Here is a 20,385-nt window from a genome sequence, read left to right as displayed (position 1 = left end):
ATCTTTTGTGCATTTTTAATACTATCTTACCTGTTAAAAAAGAGTGCCCCAATACTGGAACACTCCACAATTTACATCATAATGCCACCATCAACATGCAGTACATGACCATTAACATAATTAGCTTCATTGGATGAAAGGAACAGGTAGGCATTAGCAATATCCTCTGGTCGACCTAATCGTCCCATTGGGATTTGTTCTTTCATTTGATCAATAACTTTCTCCGGAACGCCTTCAACCATTCCTGTTTCGGTAAACCCAGGGGCAACTGCATTAACGTTTATCCCTTTTCTTGCAAGTTCCTTGGCCCAGGTTTTGGTCATTCCAATTATTCCGGATTTAGCTGCCGCATAATTTGTCTGCCCGACATTCCCGTATGCTCCTGATACAGAGGAAGTATTGACTATTTTCCCTTGCCCCTGTGCAGTCATGGAAGGCAATACAGCCTGTGTACAATGGAACACACCATTCAGGTTAACATCAATGACCTGCTGAAATTGTTCCGGCGTCATTTTTGAAAGCATCGCATCTCTTGTTATTCCAGCATTATTAATTAAGATATCAATCTTTCCATACGTTGATAATACTTCATCAACCATCGAGTCAACACTACCGCGATCAGCAACATTTACTTGAATGAACGTACATTTCATCCCTTCTGACTGAAGTTCACCTTCTCGTTCCTTGCCACTTGTTTCATCAAAGTCTGCAATAACAACTTGTGCCCCCTCATTAGCGAAAGTTCGCGCCGCCTGTAGGCCGATTCCATTTGCTGCACCTGTAATAATGGCTACTTTATCCTGTAATCTATTCATCTATTTTCGTCCTTTCTACTGTGCTTTAGTCTGCTTAGAAAAGAAATCTTCCATGATTCCCAAAAGGTTGTCGAGGTCATCAATCAGTGGTGAATGTCCGCTCCCGGTTAGTTCTTTGTAAATTGCTTTTTCTCCATAATCCTCGATAAGCTCATCTGTCATTTGTTTTGTAACTACAAGGTCTTCATCGCCCCAAGCAATTATTACCGGGATGCCTATATTCTTGATCTTGTCCTGACCTTCCGTAAGCCCGTTATGAACATTGCTTAGATTGAAGATATTTAACACTTGGTACGTCTCAGCCAGATTTCGCTGTGTCGTCATGTCGGCCAAATATTTTTCGTACCTTGCTTGATCAGGCTTATCTTCTCGGTAAATCAACATATCCCACGTTTGCTTAAGTAACTCAAAGTTCTTTGTGTCATATGCATTTTGAACAACTTTTGTTTTGCCGTCCTGCTTAACCTGTTCCAAGGTTTCCAGGCGATTTGATGTAACTGGGAATCCATCTGTCCCGGTTTCAAAGTACGCATACCCTCTTGATGATGCTGAAGCTAGTAAAAATAGATGTGTAGCATAACCAGGATAATCAGCACAAAACTGCTGGGCGACAGCTCCTCCAAGCGACCAGCCTACAAGCGAAAAGTCCCGCAATCCAATTTCATCAACAAACAGTTTTAAATCATTCGAGAAGTCCATTATCGAATCTATCGGCTGGTTATATGATGATTCACCAAACCCGCGTAAATCAACGGCATATACTTTAAATTCTGGTGCGATATTTTCAATTACCAAGTCCCAGTGAACCGATGATGTCATATTTCCATGAATGAGTAATACGTTCTTATCTCCACCCGCCCGTTCACGATAAGCGATTTTTTCACCATTGGACAATAAAACACTGTTAAGCAACACTTCAAACATAGATTTGCCTCCCTTTATTTTCCCCACCGAATCACATTGGCTCCCCAGGCATAGCCAATACCAGCAGAAACCAGGACAACGATATCGCCATTCTTAAGCATATCACGCTCTTCGGCAAGCTCTAGTGAAATAATTTGATCCATTTGACCAATATGTCCATAGTTTTCCAAATAGATAGATTTGTTATGCTCAACACCTAGCTGATCTAATACGTATGTATGCGCAGATCGCTTCATGTGGAGCATCGCAACATAGTCAATATCCTCTTTTGTATAACCGCTTTTATCCAATGCTTTCTCGATGCACGTTATAAAATTATCCATCGATTTTTGTTCCAGTCGTTTTTTCATCCCTGGTGGATCCAGTACATCCAATTGATATAATCCTGCGTCCAGCGTTTCTTTAGTAACTGGATTTTTCGTACCTCCTGTTGTAACAACTACATCCTCAGAAAATGATCCATCTGTAATCATATGAGTTCCAAGGATTTGATTTTCTGCGTGATTCTTTTGCAAGATCATGGCACCGCCACCAGCTCCAAGATTGAACATAAACCGGGTACGTGGGTTCTGATAGTTGATGAAATCGACATTCCGGTACCCGCCCGCCAACAAGACTGTTTTTATATCCGGATCTGCTATCATCATGTCTTTAGCCAGCTTTAATGCCATAATTGTCGTTCCGCACCGTAATGCCGTATCAAATGCCCAAGCATTAACTGCGCCAATCTCATACTGCAGTTTTATTCCTGCAGTCCATAAGGGATATTCTTTATGTTCTTCCCCAATATAAATTACAACATCAATTTCTTTAGGATCCAGCTTCACTTTAGCTAATGCTTTTTTAGCAGCAAAAATCCCCATTGCACATGTATGATCGTCTTCGCCAGGAACAGGTTTTTCTCTAATTCCCATTTTATCTTCAATAACTTCAATGGGGAGTCCGGACTGCTCAGATAACTCTATCGCAGTAAGCTTCTTCTCAGGAATATATACCCCTGTACTTAAAACTCCTACTGTTTCCATTTCCGACACCTCATTTTTTGGTCAACCCTTTAGTTACTCGATTAGAAAACTTGGATTGTATTGTGCCGGCAATACCTAATGGGAAGAAGATAACAGCTAAAATATAAACCGTTCCATATAAGATAATCCAGCGCTCAAAAATCCAATGTACGTCAGCTAAGTCTGACAGCCAATGGTGGGCAAATTCTACCAACGCAGCACCGATAAGCGGACCAATCAGTGTTCCAACACCACCAATAATCGTCATTAACAAGGCATCCAGTGTAACGTCTACCGCAAATACACTTGTATCAATAAATCGTAGCGATAATACATATAATACACCGGCAAAACTTGCAATCACTCCCGCTATTACACTTACAATGACTTTATAATGAAGGACCTGATATCCTAATGATTCTGTACGATTTTCATTTTCTCTTATTGCCACTAGCACTTTTCCTAATGGTGATTTTGTAAATCGCCTGAGTCCAAAAAAGAAAATCACAAGTGAAATAAGACAAATCATATACATCGTTCCCGAGTCTTGAAGGAACTCTGGCAATCTAAACGTGAACCCCTCTCCACCACCGGTCAAACTGGTCCATTTTTCGGCAGCTACCAGAAACAGGCCGGCCAGTGCCAATGTCAGCATGGCATAAAAGTGACTTTTAAGCCGCAACGTGAGTATACCGGCTATAAAACTGACAATCGCAGCAATGATTATCGCAACTAAAACCCCAGCAGCTAAAGAAATTAATGTAGAATCATTTAAATCCATTACTATAGCAGCTGAATATGCACCAATCCCAAAAAACATTGCATGACCGAATGAGATAATACCGGTATAACCTAAAAGCAGATCGTAACTCATTGCAAAAATCCCAAAAATGAAGACTTGCATAATCATAAATAGCATGCTGCGACCTGTAAATAAGAATGGGACAATAAACAATAACAATGCAAATGCTATATATATCCAGGTACTTCTTTCAATATGACGTAAATTCATTTGTTTGTCTCACCCCTTTACCTTAAATAATCCTTCTGGTCTGAAGATAAGTACTGCTGTCATCAAAAGCATATTTACCGCTAACGATAGTGCTGGAACATAATAAGCCATAAATGCTTGCGTCAACCCTACTAAAATTGCCGCAAATAAGGACCCTTTAAAACTGCCCATTCCGCCTATAACCACTACAATGAATGCTAATATTGCAAATTCAAGACCCATTTCTGCATATATAACCCCGGAATATGGTGCCATAAGCATTCCACTCAATGCCGCCATCGCTGCACCAACCATAAAAACAGCCATAAATACAAATTGGATATTAATTCCGAGTGATTGTACCATTTCTTTATTCATTACTCCTGCTCGAACAATTAATCCAATACGTGTCCGCTTTAAAATAAATGTAGTAAGCGCAAATATAAATATTCCGACTGCTATAATAAATAATCGATATTTTATGAGGATGATATCACCCAACATAAAGCTCCCATCAAGAAATTCCGGGGGAACTGCGGATTTTTGTTCCGGACCAAAAACGACCTTAATTAATTCACCAAGCACCAGCATAAGCCCTAATGTAATCAGAATCTGTTGAATGTGATTACCGTAAACCGGCCTGATGATTAAAAACTCCGTAATAGCTCCCAAAATAAGCCCTGTTACAATAGCTGCAGCAATACCAAGCATGAAACTTCCGGTTAGATTGTAGACCCATACACCGCTGAATGCACCCCAAACAAATAAACCACCATGTGCAAAGTTTAAAACATCCATTAAACCAAAGATCAGTGTAAGTCCAGCCGCGAGAAGGAAGATCAGCATACCGGTCGCAAGTCCATTAATTGCCAAACTAACTATTAAATCCATTCCTTCCCCTCCCTATGCAATACCTAGATATTTTTTCATCAATGCTTTGTCATTTTTTAATTCATCCATCTTGCCTTTATGAATTGTTTGCCCATCATCAATAATATAAAAACGATCGCCAATTTTACTTGCCATCAGAAAATTCTGTTCCACCAGCAAAATGGTTGTCCGTTCCTTCATTTGCTGAATAGATTCCATCACTTTCTCCACGATAATCGGAGCGAGTCCTTTACTTGGCTCATCAATTAACAGCAATTCATTTTCATTTACATATGCCCTTGCGATTGCAAGCATTTGCTTTTGTCCTCCACTTAATTGTCCACCTGGTTTTTTCCAGAATTTTTGAAGATCCGGAAATAATCCAAGAACCCATTCCATACGTGTTGTTGTCTCTTCATCTTCTTTTTTCATAGCAACTTTCAAATTCTCACCAACAGTCAGGTTATCAAATATTCCCTGATCTTCAGGCACATAGCCAATCCCGTTTTGGGCTATTGAATGTGTCTTTAACTGTCCAATTTCTTTATCATTATAGATAATGGAACCAGCAGAAGCCTGATTTAACCCCATAATTGTCCGCAAGGTAGTTGTCTTGCCAGCGCCATTTCTGCCAAGCAATACGGTTACTTCACCTTTTGGGACTTCAAACGAAATGTCGTGTAATATGTGATATTGCTGTATGTATGCTTCAACCTGTTGTAGCTCAAGCAAGTTGCTCATCGTACATACCTCCTAGATATGCTGACTGAACTGTTTCATTCTCAATTATCTCTTCAGGTGTTCCCTTTGCTAATAGCTCCCCATGAAATAACACAAGTACTTCATCAGATAAGTCCATAATCATGTCAATCTTATGTTCAATTAGCACAATTGTCCGATTCTCTTCTTCCTTAATCTTTTTAATCACTTCGATAATTGCCGGAACCTCTTCAAGGGACATTCCTGCTGTAGGTTCATCAAGCAAAAGGACCTCTGTATCCAATGCCAGCAGCATCGCCATTTCAAGCTTCCTTTTTTCCCCGTGTGCGAGGTTAACAGCACGTAAATCAGCTTTTGTGTCCAGGAATACTCTGCTAAGAAGCTCCATTGCCTTATCTTCAAATTTTTTATAATACTTGAAGTGTGCAAGCATTTGATAACGAACCTTTGCTTGGGATTGCACCGCTAATCGAACATTTTCAAGTACTGTTAGATTAGGAAAAACATTTGTGATTTGAAAGGATCTTCCTATTCCAAGACGAGTTCGCTTAGTCGTTGATAGCTTTGTAATATCTTGATCCTTATAAAGGATTTGACCATTTGTTGGAGATAATTGGCCACTCAGCAGGTTAAATAACGTCGTTTTCCCCGCACCATTTGGACCAATAATGGAGGTGAACTTTTTATCGGGGATTTGTACGGAAATATGGTCAACAGCTGTATGGCCACCAAATGCTATGGCCAAATCTTTTGTTTCCAATATTGCGGTCATCGTTTATTCCTCCCTTTAAATTTAATGGTGGAACAACCCCCACCAGATTAGGCGAGGGGGTTGTTCCAAATTTGGTCAGTTAATTAATTTTTAATTGGTGGTGCAGTTTCCTCTGGAGTTAGGACCCTTTCCAGGACTGGAATAGGATAATCATGCTCGTCACTTTCCTCTAATGTGACAGCATATAATGATTGTAATGCCTGATGGTCTTCTGGACGGAATGTCATTGTTCCTTTAGGTGATTCAAAACTCATTCCTTCCATTGTTTCTATCAGTTTATCTGCAGATGTATCTCCTTCTGAGTTCTTAAGCGCTTCCACAATTGAAATCGCAGCACTCATACCACCAGGAGTAAATAAGTCTGGTACTTCCCCATCAAAACGCTCTTTATGTTCCTTTACTAGCCAATCGTTCACCTCATTATCAGGTAATGTATGATGGTATACTGTAAAACCAGCCATTCCTACTAACGGCTTCATTGTTGGCAACGTAGCAATATCTGCTACACCAGTCGAAATCTTAATACCCTGTTCCTGTACTTTCATGTCAGCTATCTGATTCCAAGGTGTGTTTGCACCTGCCCAAATAACATATAAATAGTCTGGCTCTGACTCGATAATCTTCTGAATGTTCGCTGTGAAATCTGTTGCTGCAGGATCCGCATATTCTTCATGACTTATTTCTGCACCAAGATCAGTTGCAGCTTCCTTAAATGCCGCAACACCATCCTGCCCAAATGCAGAGTCAGGAGCAAGCGTTGCAATTTTTACCCCATCATCAGCGATTGCTGCTGCACCTGCGACAGCATCCTGAGATGAATTACGGCCTGTTCTAAAAATGTAATCGTTATACTCTGAACCTGTGATACTGTCCGCAACAGCTGGTTCAACAACCATAATTGTTTCATATTCCTCTGCTAACGGTGTCACTGCTAAAGTATCACCAGAACTGGATGATCCGACAAGAAAGTCTACATTTTCATCTTCTAATAAACCAATTGCTTTTTGACGGGCAACTTTCGGATCTGTTTCAGTATCCTCAAAGACTACTTCAATTTTTTTACCTGCAACTTCCATTGTTCCGTCAGTTGCATAATCAAGTCCGAGCTCAAATCCCTTTTTGGTTTGCTTCCCATAAGCTTCCAAGGCACCAGTTAGTGATGCAAGAACACCAATTTTTACCGTTTCAGCTGTTTCTTCCCCTTCTCCATCACTTCCATTAGATGAACCTTCACTTTCACCAGACGCATTCTCATCCCCACATGCTGTCACAAATACAGCAATTAACAGCATGATAAATAGAAACCCAGTTATACGTTTTACATTCATTACTTGTTTCCCCCTTTTTAAATGGTTGTTTCACTTGCAGTTATCATAAACAATTGAAGTTACATAGAAGTAACAACTCTACTTTTCACCCAGCCAGCGGATTACCGTAGCTGCCCATGTATACCCGGTTCCAGCGGAGACTGCTACAGCAATATCCCCTTTTTTAAGTAACCCTTTTCCCTCAGCAATGTAAAGTCCATAGCAAGGGTCCAGTGCTGACATGTGCCCGTAATGGTCTAAATAAACAGCCTGCTTCTCGTCTAACCCCAATTTATTCATTATTTCATGAAACATTGACCTTTTTGTATGAAGTGGCAATAAAACCTTTAAATCTTCAACCCTTACACCACTTCTTTCTAATGCTGTTTCAATTACTTTGATAAAATTTGGTATCGATACTGGATCAAGACGTTGTTTCATGCTTAACGGATCTGGGACGTCGATATAATGAGATTTACCATCAACAACCTTTTGACTGACTGGATGTACAGATCCTGAACCAGGAACTAAAACGTCCTTACTAAATGAACCATCTGTGATAATCGACGAACCTAAAATTTCACTTTCAGCAGCGTCCCTTGATACTAAAGCTGCAGCTCCACCATCAGCAAAATTAAACATAAAACGAGATCGCGGGTTATCGTGATTGATTATCATCGACTCTTTGGAGCCACCGGCAAGCAATATGTTATTAATGTAAGGATCAGAATTTATCATATCCTTAGCAACTTTAAGTGCTAACGGAAAACAAGAGCTTACATTCATCATTTCAAATGAATAGGCATTTATTGCTCCTAACTCATACTGAATCCTGGAGGACGCTGTCCAAACCTGATAATCTTTAAAGGGGCTGCCAAAATAAATAACGACATCAATAGACTCCGGCTTTATATCTGCCAGGACTTTTCTCCCGGCAGCAATCGCTAAATCCGATGCATGCATATCAGACGACGCTACTCTTTTTTCCACTAGACCAAATTTTTCAATTATAATATTTTCCGGTATTTCTGTTTTAACAGCCAGGTCAGCTGCAGTCTCTATTATGTCCGGTGTAAATATGCTGGTTGCTTTTATACCTACCATTATCCCTGCTCCTTTTTCGGAAGCTTCATGACCCCTTCACCATCCAGCACGGTGCTCCCACTCTGATTTCGACAAGTTGTCTGTACGGTTAACAATCTTGAATCTTCGTCTATTTTTACTACTTCTGCATAAGCAGTTATGGTGTCACCTATATATACTGGTTTGGTAAAGGTCAATGATTGTGATACATAGATGCTTCCCGGACCTGGTAAGTGCATACCTAATAGTCTTGATAACATGCTGGCGGTCAGTAAACCATGACTAATTCTTCCACCAAAAAATGTATTCTCAGCATATTCCTGATCGGTATGAATTGGGTTATAATCTCCACTAAGTCCAGCAAACATAATAAAGTCTGTTTCGGTTACTGTTCTGGAGAATTGTGCTGTCTGGCCTATTTCAAAATTCATGCAAGATTTCACCCCTATCCCAAATAGTACGTAATGCCTTCTTATCTATTTTTCCAGTAGCATTTTTAGGAAGTTCATCCAGTTCAATTATTTTTTTGGGGATTTTAAATTTTCCTAATTTACTAGAACAATAGTCTTTGACCTCATCAGGAATTACCAAGTGATTCTGATTGAAAGACAAGAATGCAATAGGCACTTCCCCCCATTTTTCGTCCTGAACGCCAATCACAGCAGTCTCACTCACTTGAGCTAACTCCTTTATTATCTGCTCAATCTCCAATGGATAAATATTTTCACCACCGGAAATGATCATATCCTTCTTTCTTCCAGCAACATATATAAATCCTTCTTCATCACGACGAACTAAATCTCCGGAATAAAGCCAACCATCACGAATTGCCTTAGCTGTTTCATCAGGAAGCCCCCAATATTCCTTCATAACATTTGGACCTTTAATCAAAAGCTCTCCTATTTCACCATCAGGTACAGGCTCGCCATCCTCATCAATTATCGATATGTCTGTAAACATTACTGGCTTTCCAATAGATCCTGCTTTTCTTTTATAATCTTCTTTTGATATCATAAATATAGTGGGTGCTGTTTCTGTCATGCCAAAGCCTTGCCCAAAAGGAAGGTCATGGTCAATGTATGCGTTTATTAGTTCTTCAGGACATGGTGCACCACCACTGTAAAACCAGCGCACCAATTCAAAATTGGCAGTTTTGAACTCCTTACTTTTTCTAATCGCATCATGTATGGCAGGAACTCCCATGACAATCGTTACCTGCTGATCCTCAATAGTTTGGATTGCACTGTCCGGTTCGAACTTTTCAGGTATGATAATTGTTCCACCAGCAAGTAATGTCGGAAAGGCAAATAACCCTATCCCCCCTATATGAAATAGCGGGAGAAGAATAATAGATTTATCAGCAGAGGTAATATCTATTGCCAATTGATTATTTACAGCATTCCAATACATGTTGCCTTGTGTTAATACGGCTCCCTTAGGACGTCCCGTTGTCCCAGACGTATAACAAATAATAAAGGGGTCGCTTGATAGATGAGAGGCTTCACTAATTTGTCCATAGCTAAGTTTGCTTATGTTGGATTCATCAAACGAGAAAGCGTTTTCAAAATTAACATGACCCCTTATATCGTTGTATAAAACCTCCGTTTCACTCTCATATATGATTGTTCTCGCTCCACTGTCCTTAATTTGAAATGCTAGTTCAGGTGCGGAAAGACGAATATTTAAAGGAACAGCGATTAACCCCAAATGAGCAATAGCAAAATATGTAACCATATACTCTTCACGGTTTTGTGATAGGATAGCTACTCGTTCACCCTGACTTAGCAGCAATTTATGTTTAAGTATGGAAGCCATTTTATAGATGTCTTGTGAAAGATCACGATAGGTTCTTTCTTCCTTCACACCAATCATTGCTACCCTATCAGGTGTTATCTCAGCTCGTTTATGAATCCAATACGAGATGCTATTCATTCTTACTTCACCTCCTTTGCGTTTAATCCATTAAAAATTAATTCCATGGCATTATCAAAAACGTGTGCGGGAACGACTTCTTCATCCCAATACACCCAGCGCATACCGATGAACTGTCCTATCCCCATCAGACAATAGCTGACAGTTTCAGCATCCAACGGCTTGCATTCCCCGTTACTCACGGCTTCATTAATAGATTGAACAAACCCCTTTGCCAACTTTTCGTAATACCAGCGATAAAGATCCTTATCGACCAGGACAGATTGCTGAATGATACTATAAAGATTTCGATGATTGATAACCCATTCAAAAAAGGCTAAGTAACCTTTACGCTGCTTTTCCTTAAATGCAGATGCTTCTTCCATTGCTACTCTTATATGATGTCGCAGATTTGAACTTAACTGATAAACCAACTCATCGTATATTGCTTTTTTGGTTTGAAAATAATTATAGAAAGTTCCCTGGGCAACACCAGCACGCAAAGTTATTTCAACTATTGATGTTTCAAAATAGCCTTGCTCGCCGATAATTTCTTCAGCTGTATCGAGTATTTTTTGTCTAGTTATCATCCCCTTCTTTGTTAATTGATTGTTTTCAGGAATTGACATGTGAACCACCTCTCAGTTTTTGATTATACGGAAATTTCTAAAAATCATCAAGTGTTTTTAGTAACCTTTTTTAGGAAGAATTACATCGCAGCGGAAATATGTGCTAGCTATACGTGTTAGCACGGGACGTGACTCGATAAAAGATTACCGGAAGCTAAGGTCTTAATCTTTTCTTGCGGACACAGGAGCCCTAATTTTACATATATCATGGTTAATAGAGGGTATTTGTACTTAATAAGGTCTTTGGTGTCCGCTAACCTCAAATATGCTATATGAAAAATAATTTTCTTAACAGATGATGGGCAGCGCATTGAGCAGCCATGTTACTTTCTTAACGGCAAATAAAACACCCTTGAATCTGCTATTATCAAGGGTGTTTTATTAGTAAGCTTTTAGCTCTTCTGATTCGATAATCATATGGTACATTTCTCTAGTTGGTTCCATCGGTTTGATGCCCAGTTCTTCTTCCAAAATAGAAGCACATTTGTCATACCATTTGATCGCTTGAGGGCGGTTGTTATTCTGATAGTAGCTATACATTAGCAGGCGATATGCCTCTTCCCATGTATTATCAATCGCTAAAATCTTTTCACACCAGTCAATACATGCATTGAATTCACGGAGTCTAACTGCTACTTGTGCCATTTTTTCCGAACCTCGCAGATAAATTAATTGCAGGCGCTCACGTTCAGTTACACACCAGTCCGTAAACCGGAGATCTGCCAAATACTCGCCTTCATACATTGCTAAGGCATTAGCCAATTTTTCCTTGGCATGCTTTGGGTCGCTCTCTTCAATTCCGCGCAGTACTCCATCTTCGAACATAATACTATCTAACTTATATCCTGAATCCGGGTTCAATCCATATGCACTGCCTTTTCGTTTGATAAAAAAGGATTCCTCACGAGCCTTTCGCTTTGGTTCTAATGCTTTTAATAAAGCATTCAGGGTAACTTTAAATGTTTTATTTGCACCATTCTCATCCTGGTCCGGCCACAGTTTTTGAAGGATTTCCTCTTTGGAAATGAGCTTATCTCTGCTAGTTATAAACAACTCAAAAAGCTCCTTTGCTTTTCCACGCTGCCAATCACTGCTTTCGAGCTGCTTATTTCCTAACCAGACCTTAAATTGACCAAACGTTTTAATTGTTAACGTATAGCCTGGATGACTTTTTATTGTTTCATCAAACCCAATTTCATGAAGTAATCTAGATACAAGCGCCGGCTCGATATCCAGTTGTCTAGCCTTTAACAGCATAGGAGCAATATTTTGCACATCAGATGGACCAAAGGTAGTCCTTTTTTTAAGGAAAAAATCATATTCTTCTGTTTGTAATTCTCTCAGAAAGAGTTGCATCTCCTGTTTAAAACTTTCATCACTTTCCTGTTTAAAAGCGATAAATGTATTCCAGAATCTGCTTACCAAACTGCCGTAACGATCACCACATAACTTAAATTCTTTGTGAACTTCCATCATCACTTGTGACGCTTTTTCTAAATCATTGTTATAAATTTCGGTAACCCCTATACATAACTTAATCATTGCGCTAAGCCAGCGATCCTTAACTTTTTCAGTTTCAAGCAATCCTTTATTTGCTGTTTCAATTGCTTGATCATATTGTTGCCTTTTCCCATAGAGGATTGCTAAACCCATATATGGCTCCGCTTTACCACGTGATACGTTAATTTTCTCCATGATATCCAACGCGGTCTCATAACAATTAATTGCCAAATCAGTTTTATAGTAATCCGATAGCTGAACAGCATGACCCATTCGCATCCACCCGCATGCCTCTACAAACGGAGACTGGATATTCAACCCTAACTGTATGCCATCACTCGCCAGTTTTTTACTCAATTCTGCTTCACCCATAAATGCTTCAACAATCGATAGCAGAATATCTGTTTCACGATGTGACTGTGGTAAGTGTTTGGTAGTTTTTGCGTGTTGCTTGCGTTGATATAGAATCTCCCGAGCTTTTGCAAGTCTGCCAGTCCGCAAGTAAATTCTGGCTTGAAGATTCCCCTCTTCCAATGGCAGATTTAATTCTTTTGCACGATCAAACCAGGACTCTGCTTTCATTGCCTGACCGGCATTTATTAGGTTTTCAGCCATTAGCTGATACAGTCTTGCCATCTCTTCTTTACTTGCATTTGATTTCTCACGCATCTGGATAGCCTGATTCACATAACGTTCTGCAATATCGGGCTGGATAGTATCCAGATATATTCGGGCCATTCCTTCAAGTGCAATACCAGCAATATAGTAATCTTCTTTACTTCGTTCCAGAATTTGTTTATAGTTCTGCTCAGCTTCCGCATAGGATGACCAGTAACGCTCAATTTCACCTTGATAGAAATATAGAATCAAATCTCTTTCTTTAAACTTTTCCGGAAGCTCAGATAATAACTCATATAAGTGCTGCAGCCTTCCTGTTCGAAGCAACATTGACCCTTGTTTTTGCAGGATATGAGCAATCGCACTAAATGCCTGGATTTGCCGATAATGGTATAAAGCTGTTTCCATATGAAATATTTTTTCGTAGTATTGTGCCGCCCGTTTATGTAAATCTTTGAATTCGCTTGGATACGTTTTTTGCAGACGATTTTCTAAAAAAGCTTTGAATAAGGCATGATAACGATAGTGACTTCCCTCACCCTCTACAATAAACAAATTTTGCTCTACCAATCCGGCCAGAATTTCCTCTGACCCGTTGATCTGTAACACATGATCACTGACATCAGGTGATAGAACATCAATAATGCTCGATTGTAATAAAAATTGCTGCATAATTATTGATTGCTTTGATAATACTTCGGATGCCAAATAGTCGAATAAATCCTGCAATGATTGCTGGCGATTTTGAAGGATAGCATCTATCGATGATTCTGATTGCATATGCTGGATAAACATACTAAATGCGATTGCCCATCCTTCAGTCAGCTGATGAATTTTTTGTAAATCTTCTGATACAAGGTTAACCTGATAGATGTCTTCCAGAACATGATGCATTTCATCAGCTGAAAGAACTAAATCATCCTGTGGAATGTCAAGCAGGTCACCCTTGATCTTTAATTTCGGTATGACATCCCATCTCGGTTTATTCCGGCTAGACAGTATAATGTGGAGGTTCTCTGGAACATGATCAAGCAGCAGTTTTATCCATTGCTCGATTTCATTTGAATTTTTCACATGATGGAAGTCGTCCAGAATTAATGTAACATGCTTACTCATCTCCATAACCTCATTAATAAAGGATGAGGTCAGAGACCATATTTGTTCGTCGCTAATATAATTATCCAAATCTTCAAGTTCAATTAAAATTGACTTGCCAAATACCGGATATTTTAACTTAACTGCATGAATGAGTTTATTTATAAAAGGAAGGATATCATCGTCGTTCTGGGATATTGAATACCAGCATGCATTAGGACTAATGTCATGCACAAATAAAGCCAATGCTGTGCTTTTTCCGTAACCTGCTCCAGCATGCAGTAATGTGAGTGGATACTTATTTGCATTGATCAGCTTTCGATTTACTTTTGCTCGCCTGACAAACCTGTCTTTTATCGGCGGTGGACTAAGCTGACTTTGTATGATTGGTATTTTCCCCATACAACCCATACCCTTCTTTCCAAAATTTCTATCTTCTTTTATTTTAACATATGATTTAAGATTCAAAATAATTTATTTAGCTGTCCTGTTTGTGATATATTTTACTTATGTGAAAATTTAAGAAATCTTGGCTTATAATATAGATAAGCCCTTATGCAGTAAGAAAGAATCTATATTTTCTTATCTGTCAAAGAATATCGATACAGACATAGACAAGGGGATCATAATGAGAAAACATCTATTTTGGGTTATACCATCCATCATCATTGCAATTGGTACTTTCAGTGTTTTTTATCAAAATATTACAAATACATCAGAGCCTCCCGCCGAAAACTGGAGCAGAGCTTTACAAATTGGAACGACAACGGTTACCAATGGGATTCCCTTTCAAAAGACTAATGACGATGGACTTACCATCCAGACTTATGAAGAGGGAAAGCTTTTGACTAAGACATTAGATAGTAATTTTGAACTGATTAATAAGAACTCGTATGATATTCCGTTTGATAAATGGACACAAGTGTCTGTTAATAAAAATAATCTGATTTACCATGATTACAAGCATATTTACGACCAGGACGGCAACATAATCGTTTCCGATGCTAAACGATTTTACCCTTTAAAGGACACCATTCTTTACATAAAAGAAAATTCATTATATAAGCTTAGTCAAGTTGATAAGACTTCAGAAAAACTAATGGATTTAAAGGATGGTACAGATGAGATCATCCCGTACCAGGGAAAACAGGGACTTTACTTTATGACCGAAACTTCCCTTAATAATGATGTTGAGATTAATATTTATAAAGTTAACGCAAATAGTGCTGAACAGGTCCATCAGGAGAATTTCTCAATTACTTTTGGACAAACAATCAGCCATATTGATTTTGCCCTTAATGGCCAACAACTAATCTATACATTTGAAACACAGCAAAAACAATCCAATGGACCACCGCAATTTTACACATACTTTAAACAAGTGACTTTAGGCAGCAGCGAAATGAAACCACTCGAGGAACTGGAATTTAAAGATCCTGCAGGCAGTGGAAATCTTAGTGAAGTATCTAATATCACTGTCTCTTATCGAGATGGTAACCCTCATTTCCTATTCAGTGGAAACGGGTATACTCAAACAAAATACAAAGACAATACTACATTTAATATATATTCAGCGTCTATGTCAGACAACGGGCACTTGGAAGTCTCTCGGAAAAGCAATACTCCTGATGTATCAACGAATCCACGATGGCTTGATGAATCAACAGTTATATGGCTTGATCTGGAAGGGGAATCCGCTAAAATTAACGTTTCCTCCAGCAAACCTGCAATTATTGATAAAGCACCTATGCTAACAATCGATGACTGGATCAGAGGACTTGGCAAAACGCTAGGTATGATGTCTATGACATTAATCACCATATCTATTTCAAGTATCTGGTTTATTTGGCCCGTAGTGTTCATCGTCATCATGCAGATGTCAAAAAGTAAAATGTTAGACGAAGATCCACCGTGGATATTTTACACAGGGATAGGTATTTACATGTTAGCGGTATTCATTTTTAAGGACTATATTTTTGTTCAGAACATCTTTGCAAATACACCTGATTACCTGTCGTTTAATGGTAGTTCGAATGTATTTATTCTGCTATTCGCTGTAATTGCATACTTTACAGCACAATCAACAAAGAAATCCAGGGACTGGAAAGCCTCGGCTAGAATTTGCTGTTTTGTCGGAGCCCACATTTTAATGCTGCTGTCATTTTTCGGACCATACTTTATTTAAAGGATGAGGCTGTCTGTAATTAAAGCAGGCAGCTTTTTAAAACACTTTTAGGTAGATTCTAATATGAAAATCATTTATTTCCTTATATATTCCAATCTGTGTTATAGTAAAAAACAATCATTAAAGAACGATTGGAGGAAACGAGCATGACAGACCAACGAAAGAAAGCCACATTTGCGGGCGGATGCTTCTGGTGCATGGTTAAACCGTTCGATAAATGGGATGGGATTCATGGGGTAGTGTCTGGATACACAGGCGGGCAGATTGCCAACCCAACCTATGAAACTGTAAAAAGTGGAACAACCGGTCACTATGAGGCTGTTGAAATTACTTATGATCCTTTTGTTATTTCCTATGAGACAATTTTAGAAGTATACTGGCGTCAGATAGACCCGACCGATGATGACGGACAATTTCATGATCGCGGCGATTCATATCGGACAGCTATTTTTTATCATAATGAGGAACAAAAAGAACTAGCTGAGAAATCCAGGCAGTTACTCGAAAACAGTGGTAAATTCTCCAAACCAATTGTAACCAAAGTCCTGTCAGCTACTACTTTTTATCCAGCTGAGGCGCATCACCAGGATTACTACAAAAAAAATGAGGAACATTATTTGCAGGATCGCGCTAAGTCGGGACGCGATAAATATATTGAGGAAGTATGGGAGGAGTAGATGACTAAATCTGCTTCTATTTATTTTCTAGTTGAAGGTTTTGAAATCCGGTTGAAGTTCCCGATATCTGGTTGACGTTCTCCATATCCGGTTAAAGTTTCACTTATGCTCTTATCTGCCAAAAAAGTTTAATTGTCTACTCCAAGTGTAGTATAATTAAACTTTGACAACTATAGGGAGCGAAATCAATGCCAAATAATCAATCATTAACACCCTTGAAAATGTTATTATTCAGTTTTCATGCTACAAATACAATTATCATAAGCTTCTTGCCATTGTACCTTAATTATAAAGGATTAAACGGTACGGAGATCGGATGGGTGCTAGCAGTCGGTCCTTTAGCTGCAATCTTTTCACAACCTTTCTGGGGCTATATGAGTGATAAATATAAAACCGTCAAAAGAATGCTGTTAATTTGTATTTTCGGATTGCTGATTAGCAGTGTCTTATTTTTTCAAATGAATAGTTTACTTGCGATTATACTAATGGGATTTGTATTTTACTTTTTCACCTCGCCGATAGGGGCTCTTGGTGACAGCTTAGCTCAACGCCGGGCAGATGATTTACAAATTTCATTCGGAACAATCCGAACATGGGGGTCAATCGGATTTGCAACCTCTTCTTTGATTGTTGGGGCAGTTCTCTCAGAAATTGGCGTTCAATATATGATATGGCCTTACTTATTTTTTGGTGTAACAGCATTGATAGTCGCGTTTCGCTTAACCGATGTGAAAGTGGAATCTGATCCTATACAATTAAGTGATGTAAAGCGATTAGCCAAAAACAAGCCATTTATCATTTTTCTATTTATGATTATGTTTCTTACAATTTCACATCGGGCAAATGACAGTTTTATTGGATTGTACATTACTGAACTTGGCGGCGGCGAAGGATTAGTTGGTATAGCTTGGTTCATTGGTGTTGCAAGTGAAGCAGCAGTCTTTGCTCTGGCTGGTCGATGGTTCAGAAAATACCATACGCTAGTATTTATTATTTTTGCTGGAACTATCTACAGTCTGCGTTGGTTCCTGTATGCCGCAGTTGATGATCCGATGTACATCCTTGCATTACAGTTTTTACACGGCTTAACTTTCGGCGTATTCTATTTAGCATCATTTGAGTATATCACCAGATTAATACCCAGCATATTACAGTCAACTGGGCACCTCGTGTTTTATTCCGTATTCTTCGGCGTATCAGGAATCATCGGGTCACTTACTGGTGGAGCGTTAATAGATTCATACGGCGGTGGAACATTATACTTTGTACTGGGTTGTTGTGCATTACTCGGGACTTTATCTCTAACTGCATTTCATCTGTTACCATACGGAAAAAAAGCTTGAGTCTAAAACAAAAGCGAAACCATCTTATGAGATGATTTCGCTTTTGTTTTGCTTTCTAACTCAAGAAAATAAAATAAAGAATAAATATAACAAATAATACATACATAACCGGATTTATTTCTTTTATTCGACCCTTCAATATCATCGTGATCGGGTAGAAAATGAACCCAATTGCAATCCCAGTTGCGATACTATACGTTAATGGCATCATGACAATCGTTAAAAATGCTGGTACTGCAATTTCAAACTGATCCCAATCGATATTTTTCAGTGTTGAAGACATCAAAACTCCAACAATAATCAGTGCCGGTGCAGTTACTTCTGCAGTCACTACACTCAACAGAGGCGAGAAAAATAGCGCAAGAAGGAAAAACCCTGCCGTTACAACAGAAGTAAAACCAGTACGACCGCCTGCACCCACGCCTGCAGTTGATTCAATATAAGAAGTCGTTGTGGAAGTCCCTGCAACTGAACCAACAACCGTTGCTGCTGAATCGGCAAAAAGCGCTTTTCCTGCACGCGGCAGCTTATTATCTTTCATTAAACCAGCCTGATTAGCTACGGCTACTAGTGTTCCTGCAGTATCAAAGAAATCAACGAACAAGAAAGTTAAAATAACCACTAGCATTTCAATTGTAAAAATGTCACCAAAGTGAGCGAATGCCTGACCAAATGTTGGTGCTAAGCTGGGAACTTCCCCAACAATTCCGCCAAGACCTGACGGCGGATCAATCAGATTAAAGATAATTCCTGCGATAGCAGTTAAAATCATACCATAAAAAATGCCGCCTTTAATATTTAAGCTTAATAGAATAACAGATATTATAATTCCAAAAATTGCTAGCATTACAGTTGGTGAAGTTAAGTCACCCATTCCGACAAGCGTTGCGTCATCACCGACAATTATTCCTGCATTTTGAAATCCTATAAATGCAATATATACGCCAATACCCGCTCCAACTGCCATTTTAAGATTTGCCGGAATAGCATTGATAACTTTTTCGCGAAGTCCCGTTAATGTCAAAACGATAAAAATAAGTCCGGAAGCTAATACCCCCGCTAGAGCAGTTTCCCATGGTATCCCATATCCAAGCACAACAGTATAAGCGAAGAATGCATTTAATCCCATACCTGGCGCAAGCGCAATTGGATACTTTGCAAAAACCCCCATTATTAATGTACCGATAGCTGCTGCAATAGCAGTTGCTGTAAATACTGCCCCTTGGTCAATTCGTGTAACTCCTTCTGGTAATTCTTCAATTCCTACCAATGCAAGAGTTGATGGGTTAACAAATAATATATATGCCATCGCAAGGAATGTTGTTAGCCCTGCCATAAATTCAGTCTTATAATCTGTTCCCAATTCTTTAAAACGAAAGTACTTTCTCATTGCTTTTCCTCCTCACTTTTCCTCTTAGGATTTCTTGGCTTATCGCCGAGCTTTAATATAGATAAGCCTTAGTTACACTTATGCAGTGCTTACTTAACTGCAAAGGACAAAAGCGCAAGCGATTCGATGTTGACTTATCGTAGACACGGGGAGGGCAGTCCACTAGGAGCTGGCCGGTGAGAACGCCACGTCCTGTGGCGTCACCGGCACTAGTACTTCCTCTACGTCATAGCTGGACGTGGCTGATTCGGGAGTCCAGTTATACACAGCACTTAAATTTTATAGTTTCCTAAACAATAAAAAACACCCTTGATGGACAAGAGTGCTACAAAACTATACGGGAAAAAGCAATTTGGCAAAGATAAATTCACTCTGCCTTATTACTATTATCCGCGTAGTCAGACCATTTACGGTAGTCTGGTAGAAACTCTGGGCCCTATCCCCGAAATTATACGCAAGATACTTATTTAATTATCAAATCTACGACAATATTACCATCAAAATTCGACAAAGTCAAACAAAAAACGAACAATAATTTATATAAATGGTTG

The 20,385-nt window shown here is 39.1% G+C and carries 17 protein-coding genes and 1 riboswitch; of the genes, 3 read left to right on the top strand and 14 right to left on the bottom strand.

The window, feature by feature from the left end; translation table 11 throughout:
- Positions 1–71 precede the first annotated feature (71 nt).
- The 13 genes from fabG to ACTWQM_RS13585 form a co-directional block, all read right to left on the bottom strand.
- Positions 72–815, bottom strand: coding sequence for a 3-oxoacyl-ACP reductase FabG (gene fabG / locus ACTWQM_RS13645; protein ID WP_443258714.1), 744 nt, complete (start codon positions 813–815; stop codon positions 72–74).
- 15 nt (positions 816–830) lie between these two features.
- Positions 831–1,739 carry an intracellular short-chain-length polyhydroxyalkanoate depolymerase gene (gene phaZ, locus ACTWQM_RS13640; protein ID WP_443258713.1) on the bottom strand — a complete coding sequence of 303 codons (909 nt, stop codon included), beginning with the start codon at positions 1,737–1,739 and terminating at the stop codon, positions 831–833.
- Positions 1,740–1,753: 14 nt separating this feature from the next.
- The gene (locus ACTWQM_RS13635; protein WP_443258712.1) at positions 1,754–2,764 is read right to left on the bottom strand and encodes a 3-oxoacyl-ACP synthase; all 1,011 of its coding nucleotides are present in this window, start codon (positions 2,762–2,764) and stop codon (positions 1,754–1,756) included.
- A gap of 10 nt (positions 2,765–2,774) precedes the next feature.
- Positions 2,775–3,755 carry a branched-chain amino acid ABC transporter permease gene (locus tag ACTWQM_RS13630; RefSeq protein WP_443258711.1) on the bottom strand — a complete coding sequence of 327 codons (981 nt, stop codon included), beginning with the start codon at positions 3,753–3,755 and terminating at the stop codon, positions 2,775–2,777.
- Positions 3,756–3,764: 9 nt separating this feature from the next.
- The gene (locus ACTWQM_RS13625) at positions 3,765–4,625 is read right to left on the bottom strand and encodes a branched-chain amino acid ABC transporter permease (protein WP_443258710.1); all 861 of its coding nucleotides are present in this window, start codon (positions 4,623–4,625) and stop codon (positions 3,765–3,767) included.
- A 12-nt stretch (positions 4,626–4,637) separates the two neighbouring features.
- Complete coding sequence (locus tag ACTWQM_RS13620; protein WP_443258709.1) at positions 4,638–5,345, bottom strand: ABC transporter ATP-binding protein; 708 nt, start codon at positions 5,343–5,345, stop codon at positions 4,638–4,640.
- Positions 5,329–6,096, bottom strand: a complete 768-nt coding sequence (locus ACTWQM_RS13615; RefSeq protein ID WP_443258708.1) for an ABC transporter ATP-binding protein — start codon at positions 6,094–6,096, stop codon at positions 5,329–5,331. Before ACTWQM_RS13615 ends, ACTWQM_RS13620 begins: the two co-directional genes overlap by 17 nt.
- Positions 6,097–6,179: 83 nt before the next feature.
- Positions 6,180–7,424, bottom strand: a complete 1,245-nt coding sequence (locus ACTWQM_RS13610) for a substrate-binding domain-containing protein (RefSeq protein ID WP_443258707.1) — start codon at positions 7,422–7,424, stop codon at positions 6,180–6,182.
- 78 nt (positions 7,425–7,502) lie between these two features.
- Positions 7,503–8,510 carry a 3-oxoacyl-ACP synthase gene (locus ACTWQM_RS13605; protein WP_443258869.1) on the bottom strand — a complete coding sequence of 336 codons (1,008 nt, stop codon included), beginning with the start codon at positions 8,508–8,510 and terminating at the stop codon, positions 7,503–7,505.
- Entirely contained in the window at positions 8,507–8,917 is a 411-nt protein-coding gene (locus ACTWQM_RS13600; RefSeq protein WP_443258706.1) for a MaoC family dehydratase, read from the bottom strand. The genes ACTWQM_RS13605 and ACTWQM_RS13600 overlap by 4 nt, the downstream gene beginning before the upstream one ends.
- A complete protein-coding gene (gene menE, locus ACTWQM_RS13595) occupies positions 8,907–10,418 on the bottom strand; it encodes an o-succinylbenzoate--CoA ligase (protein WP_443258705.1) in 1,512 nt (503 codons plus the stop codon). Before menE ends, ACTWQM_RS13600 begins: the two co-directional genes overlap by 11 nt.
- 2 nt (positions 10,419–10,420) lie before the next feature.
- On the bottom strand, positions 10,421–11,026 hold the full coding sequence (locus tag ACTWQM_RS13590; protein WP_443258704.1) for a TetR/AcrR family transcriptional regulator: 606 nt from the start codon (positions 11,024–11,026) through the stop codon (positions 10,421–10,423).
- Positions 11,027–11,407: 381 nt separating this feature from the next.
- Positions 11,408–14,641: a BTAD domain-containing putative transcriptional regulator gene (locus tag ACTWQM_RS13585; RefSeq protein ID WP_443258703.1), complete on the bottom strand. Its 3,234-nt coding sequence runs from the start codon at positions 14,639–14,641 to the stop codon at positions 11,408–11,410.
- A gap of 226 nt (positions 14,642–14,867) precedes the next feature.
- Here ACTWQM_RS13585 and ACTWQM_RS13580 point away from each other — a divergent pair, with 226 nt between their 5' ends.
- The 3 genes from ACTWQM_RS13580 (at position 14,868) to ACTWQM_RS13570 (ending at position 18,444) form a co-directional block, all read left to right on the top strand.
- Positions 14,868–16,424: a hypothetical protein gene (locus tag ACTWQM_RS13580; protein WP_443258702.1), complete on the top strand. Its 1,557-nt coding sequence runs from the start codon at positions 14,868–14,870 to the stop codon at positions 16,422–16,424.
- A gap of 146 nt (positions 16,425–16,570) precedes the next feature.
- A complete protein-coding gene (gene msrA / locus ACTWQM_RS13575) occupies positions 16,571–17,101 on the top strand; it encodes a peptide-methionine (S)-S-oxide reductase MsrA (RefSeq protein WP_443258701.1) in 531 nt (176 codons plus the stop codon).
- A 188-nt stretch (positions 17,102–17,289) separates the two neighbouring features.
- A complete protein-coding gene (locus ACTWQM_RS13570) occupies positions 17,290–18,444 on the top strand; it encodes an MFS transporter (RefSeq protein WP_443258700.1) in 1,155 nt (384 codons plus the stop codon).
- A 55-nt stretch (positions 18,445–18,499) separates the two neighbouring features.
- On the opposite strand, the gene ACTWQM_RS13565 is transcribed toward ACTWQM_RS13570, so the two are convergent.
- Positions 18,500–19,834, bottom strand: coding sequence for an NCS2 family permease (locus tag ACTWQM_RS13565; RefSeq protein ID WP_443258699.1), 1,335 nt, complete (start codon positions 19,832–19,834; stop codon positions 18,500–18,502).
- 375 nt (positions 19,835–20,209) lie between these two features.
- Positions 20,210–20,310, bottom strand: a riboswitch (purine riboswitch).
- Positions 20,311–20,385: the final 75 nt, after the last annotated feature.

This window comes from Virgibacillus sp. L01, from assembly GCF_052246775.1.
Lineage (GTDB): Bacteria > Bacillota > Bacilli > Bacillales > Amphibacillaceae > Lentibacillus.
This window is presented reverse-complemented; position numbering and strand designations above follow the sequence as displayed.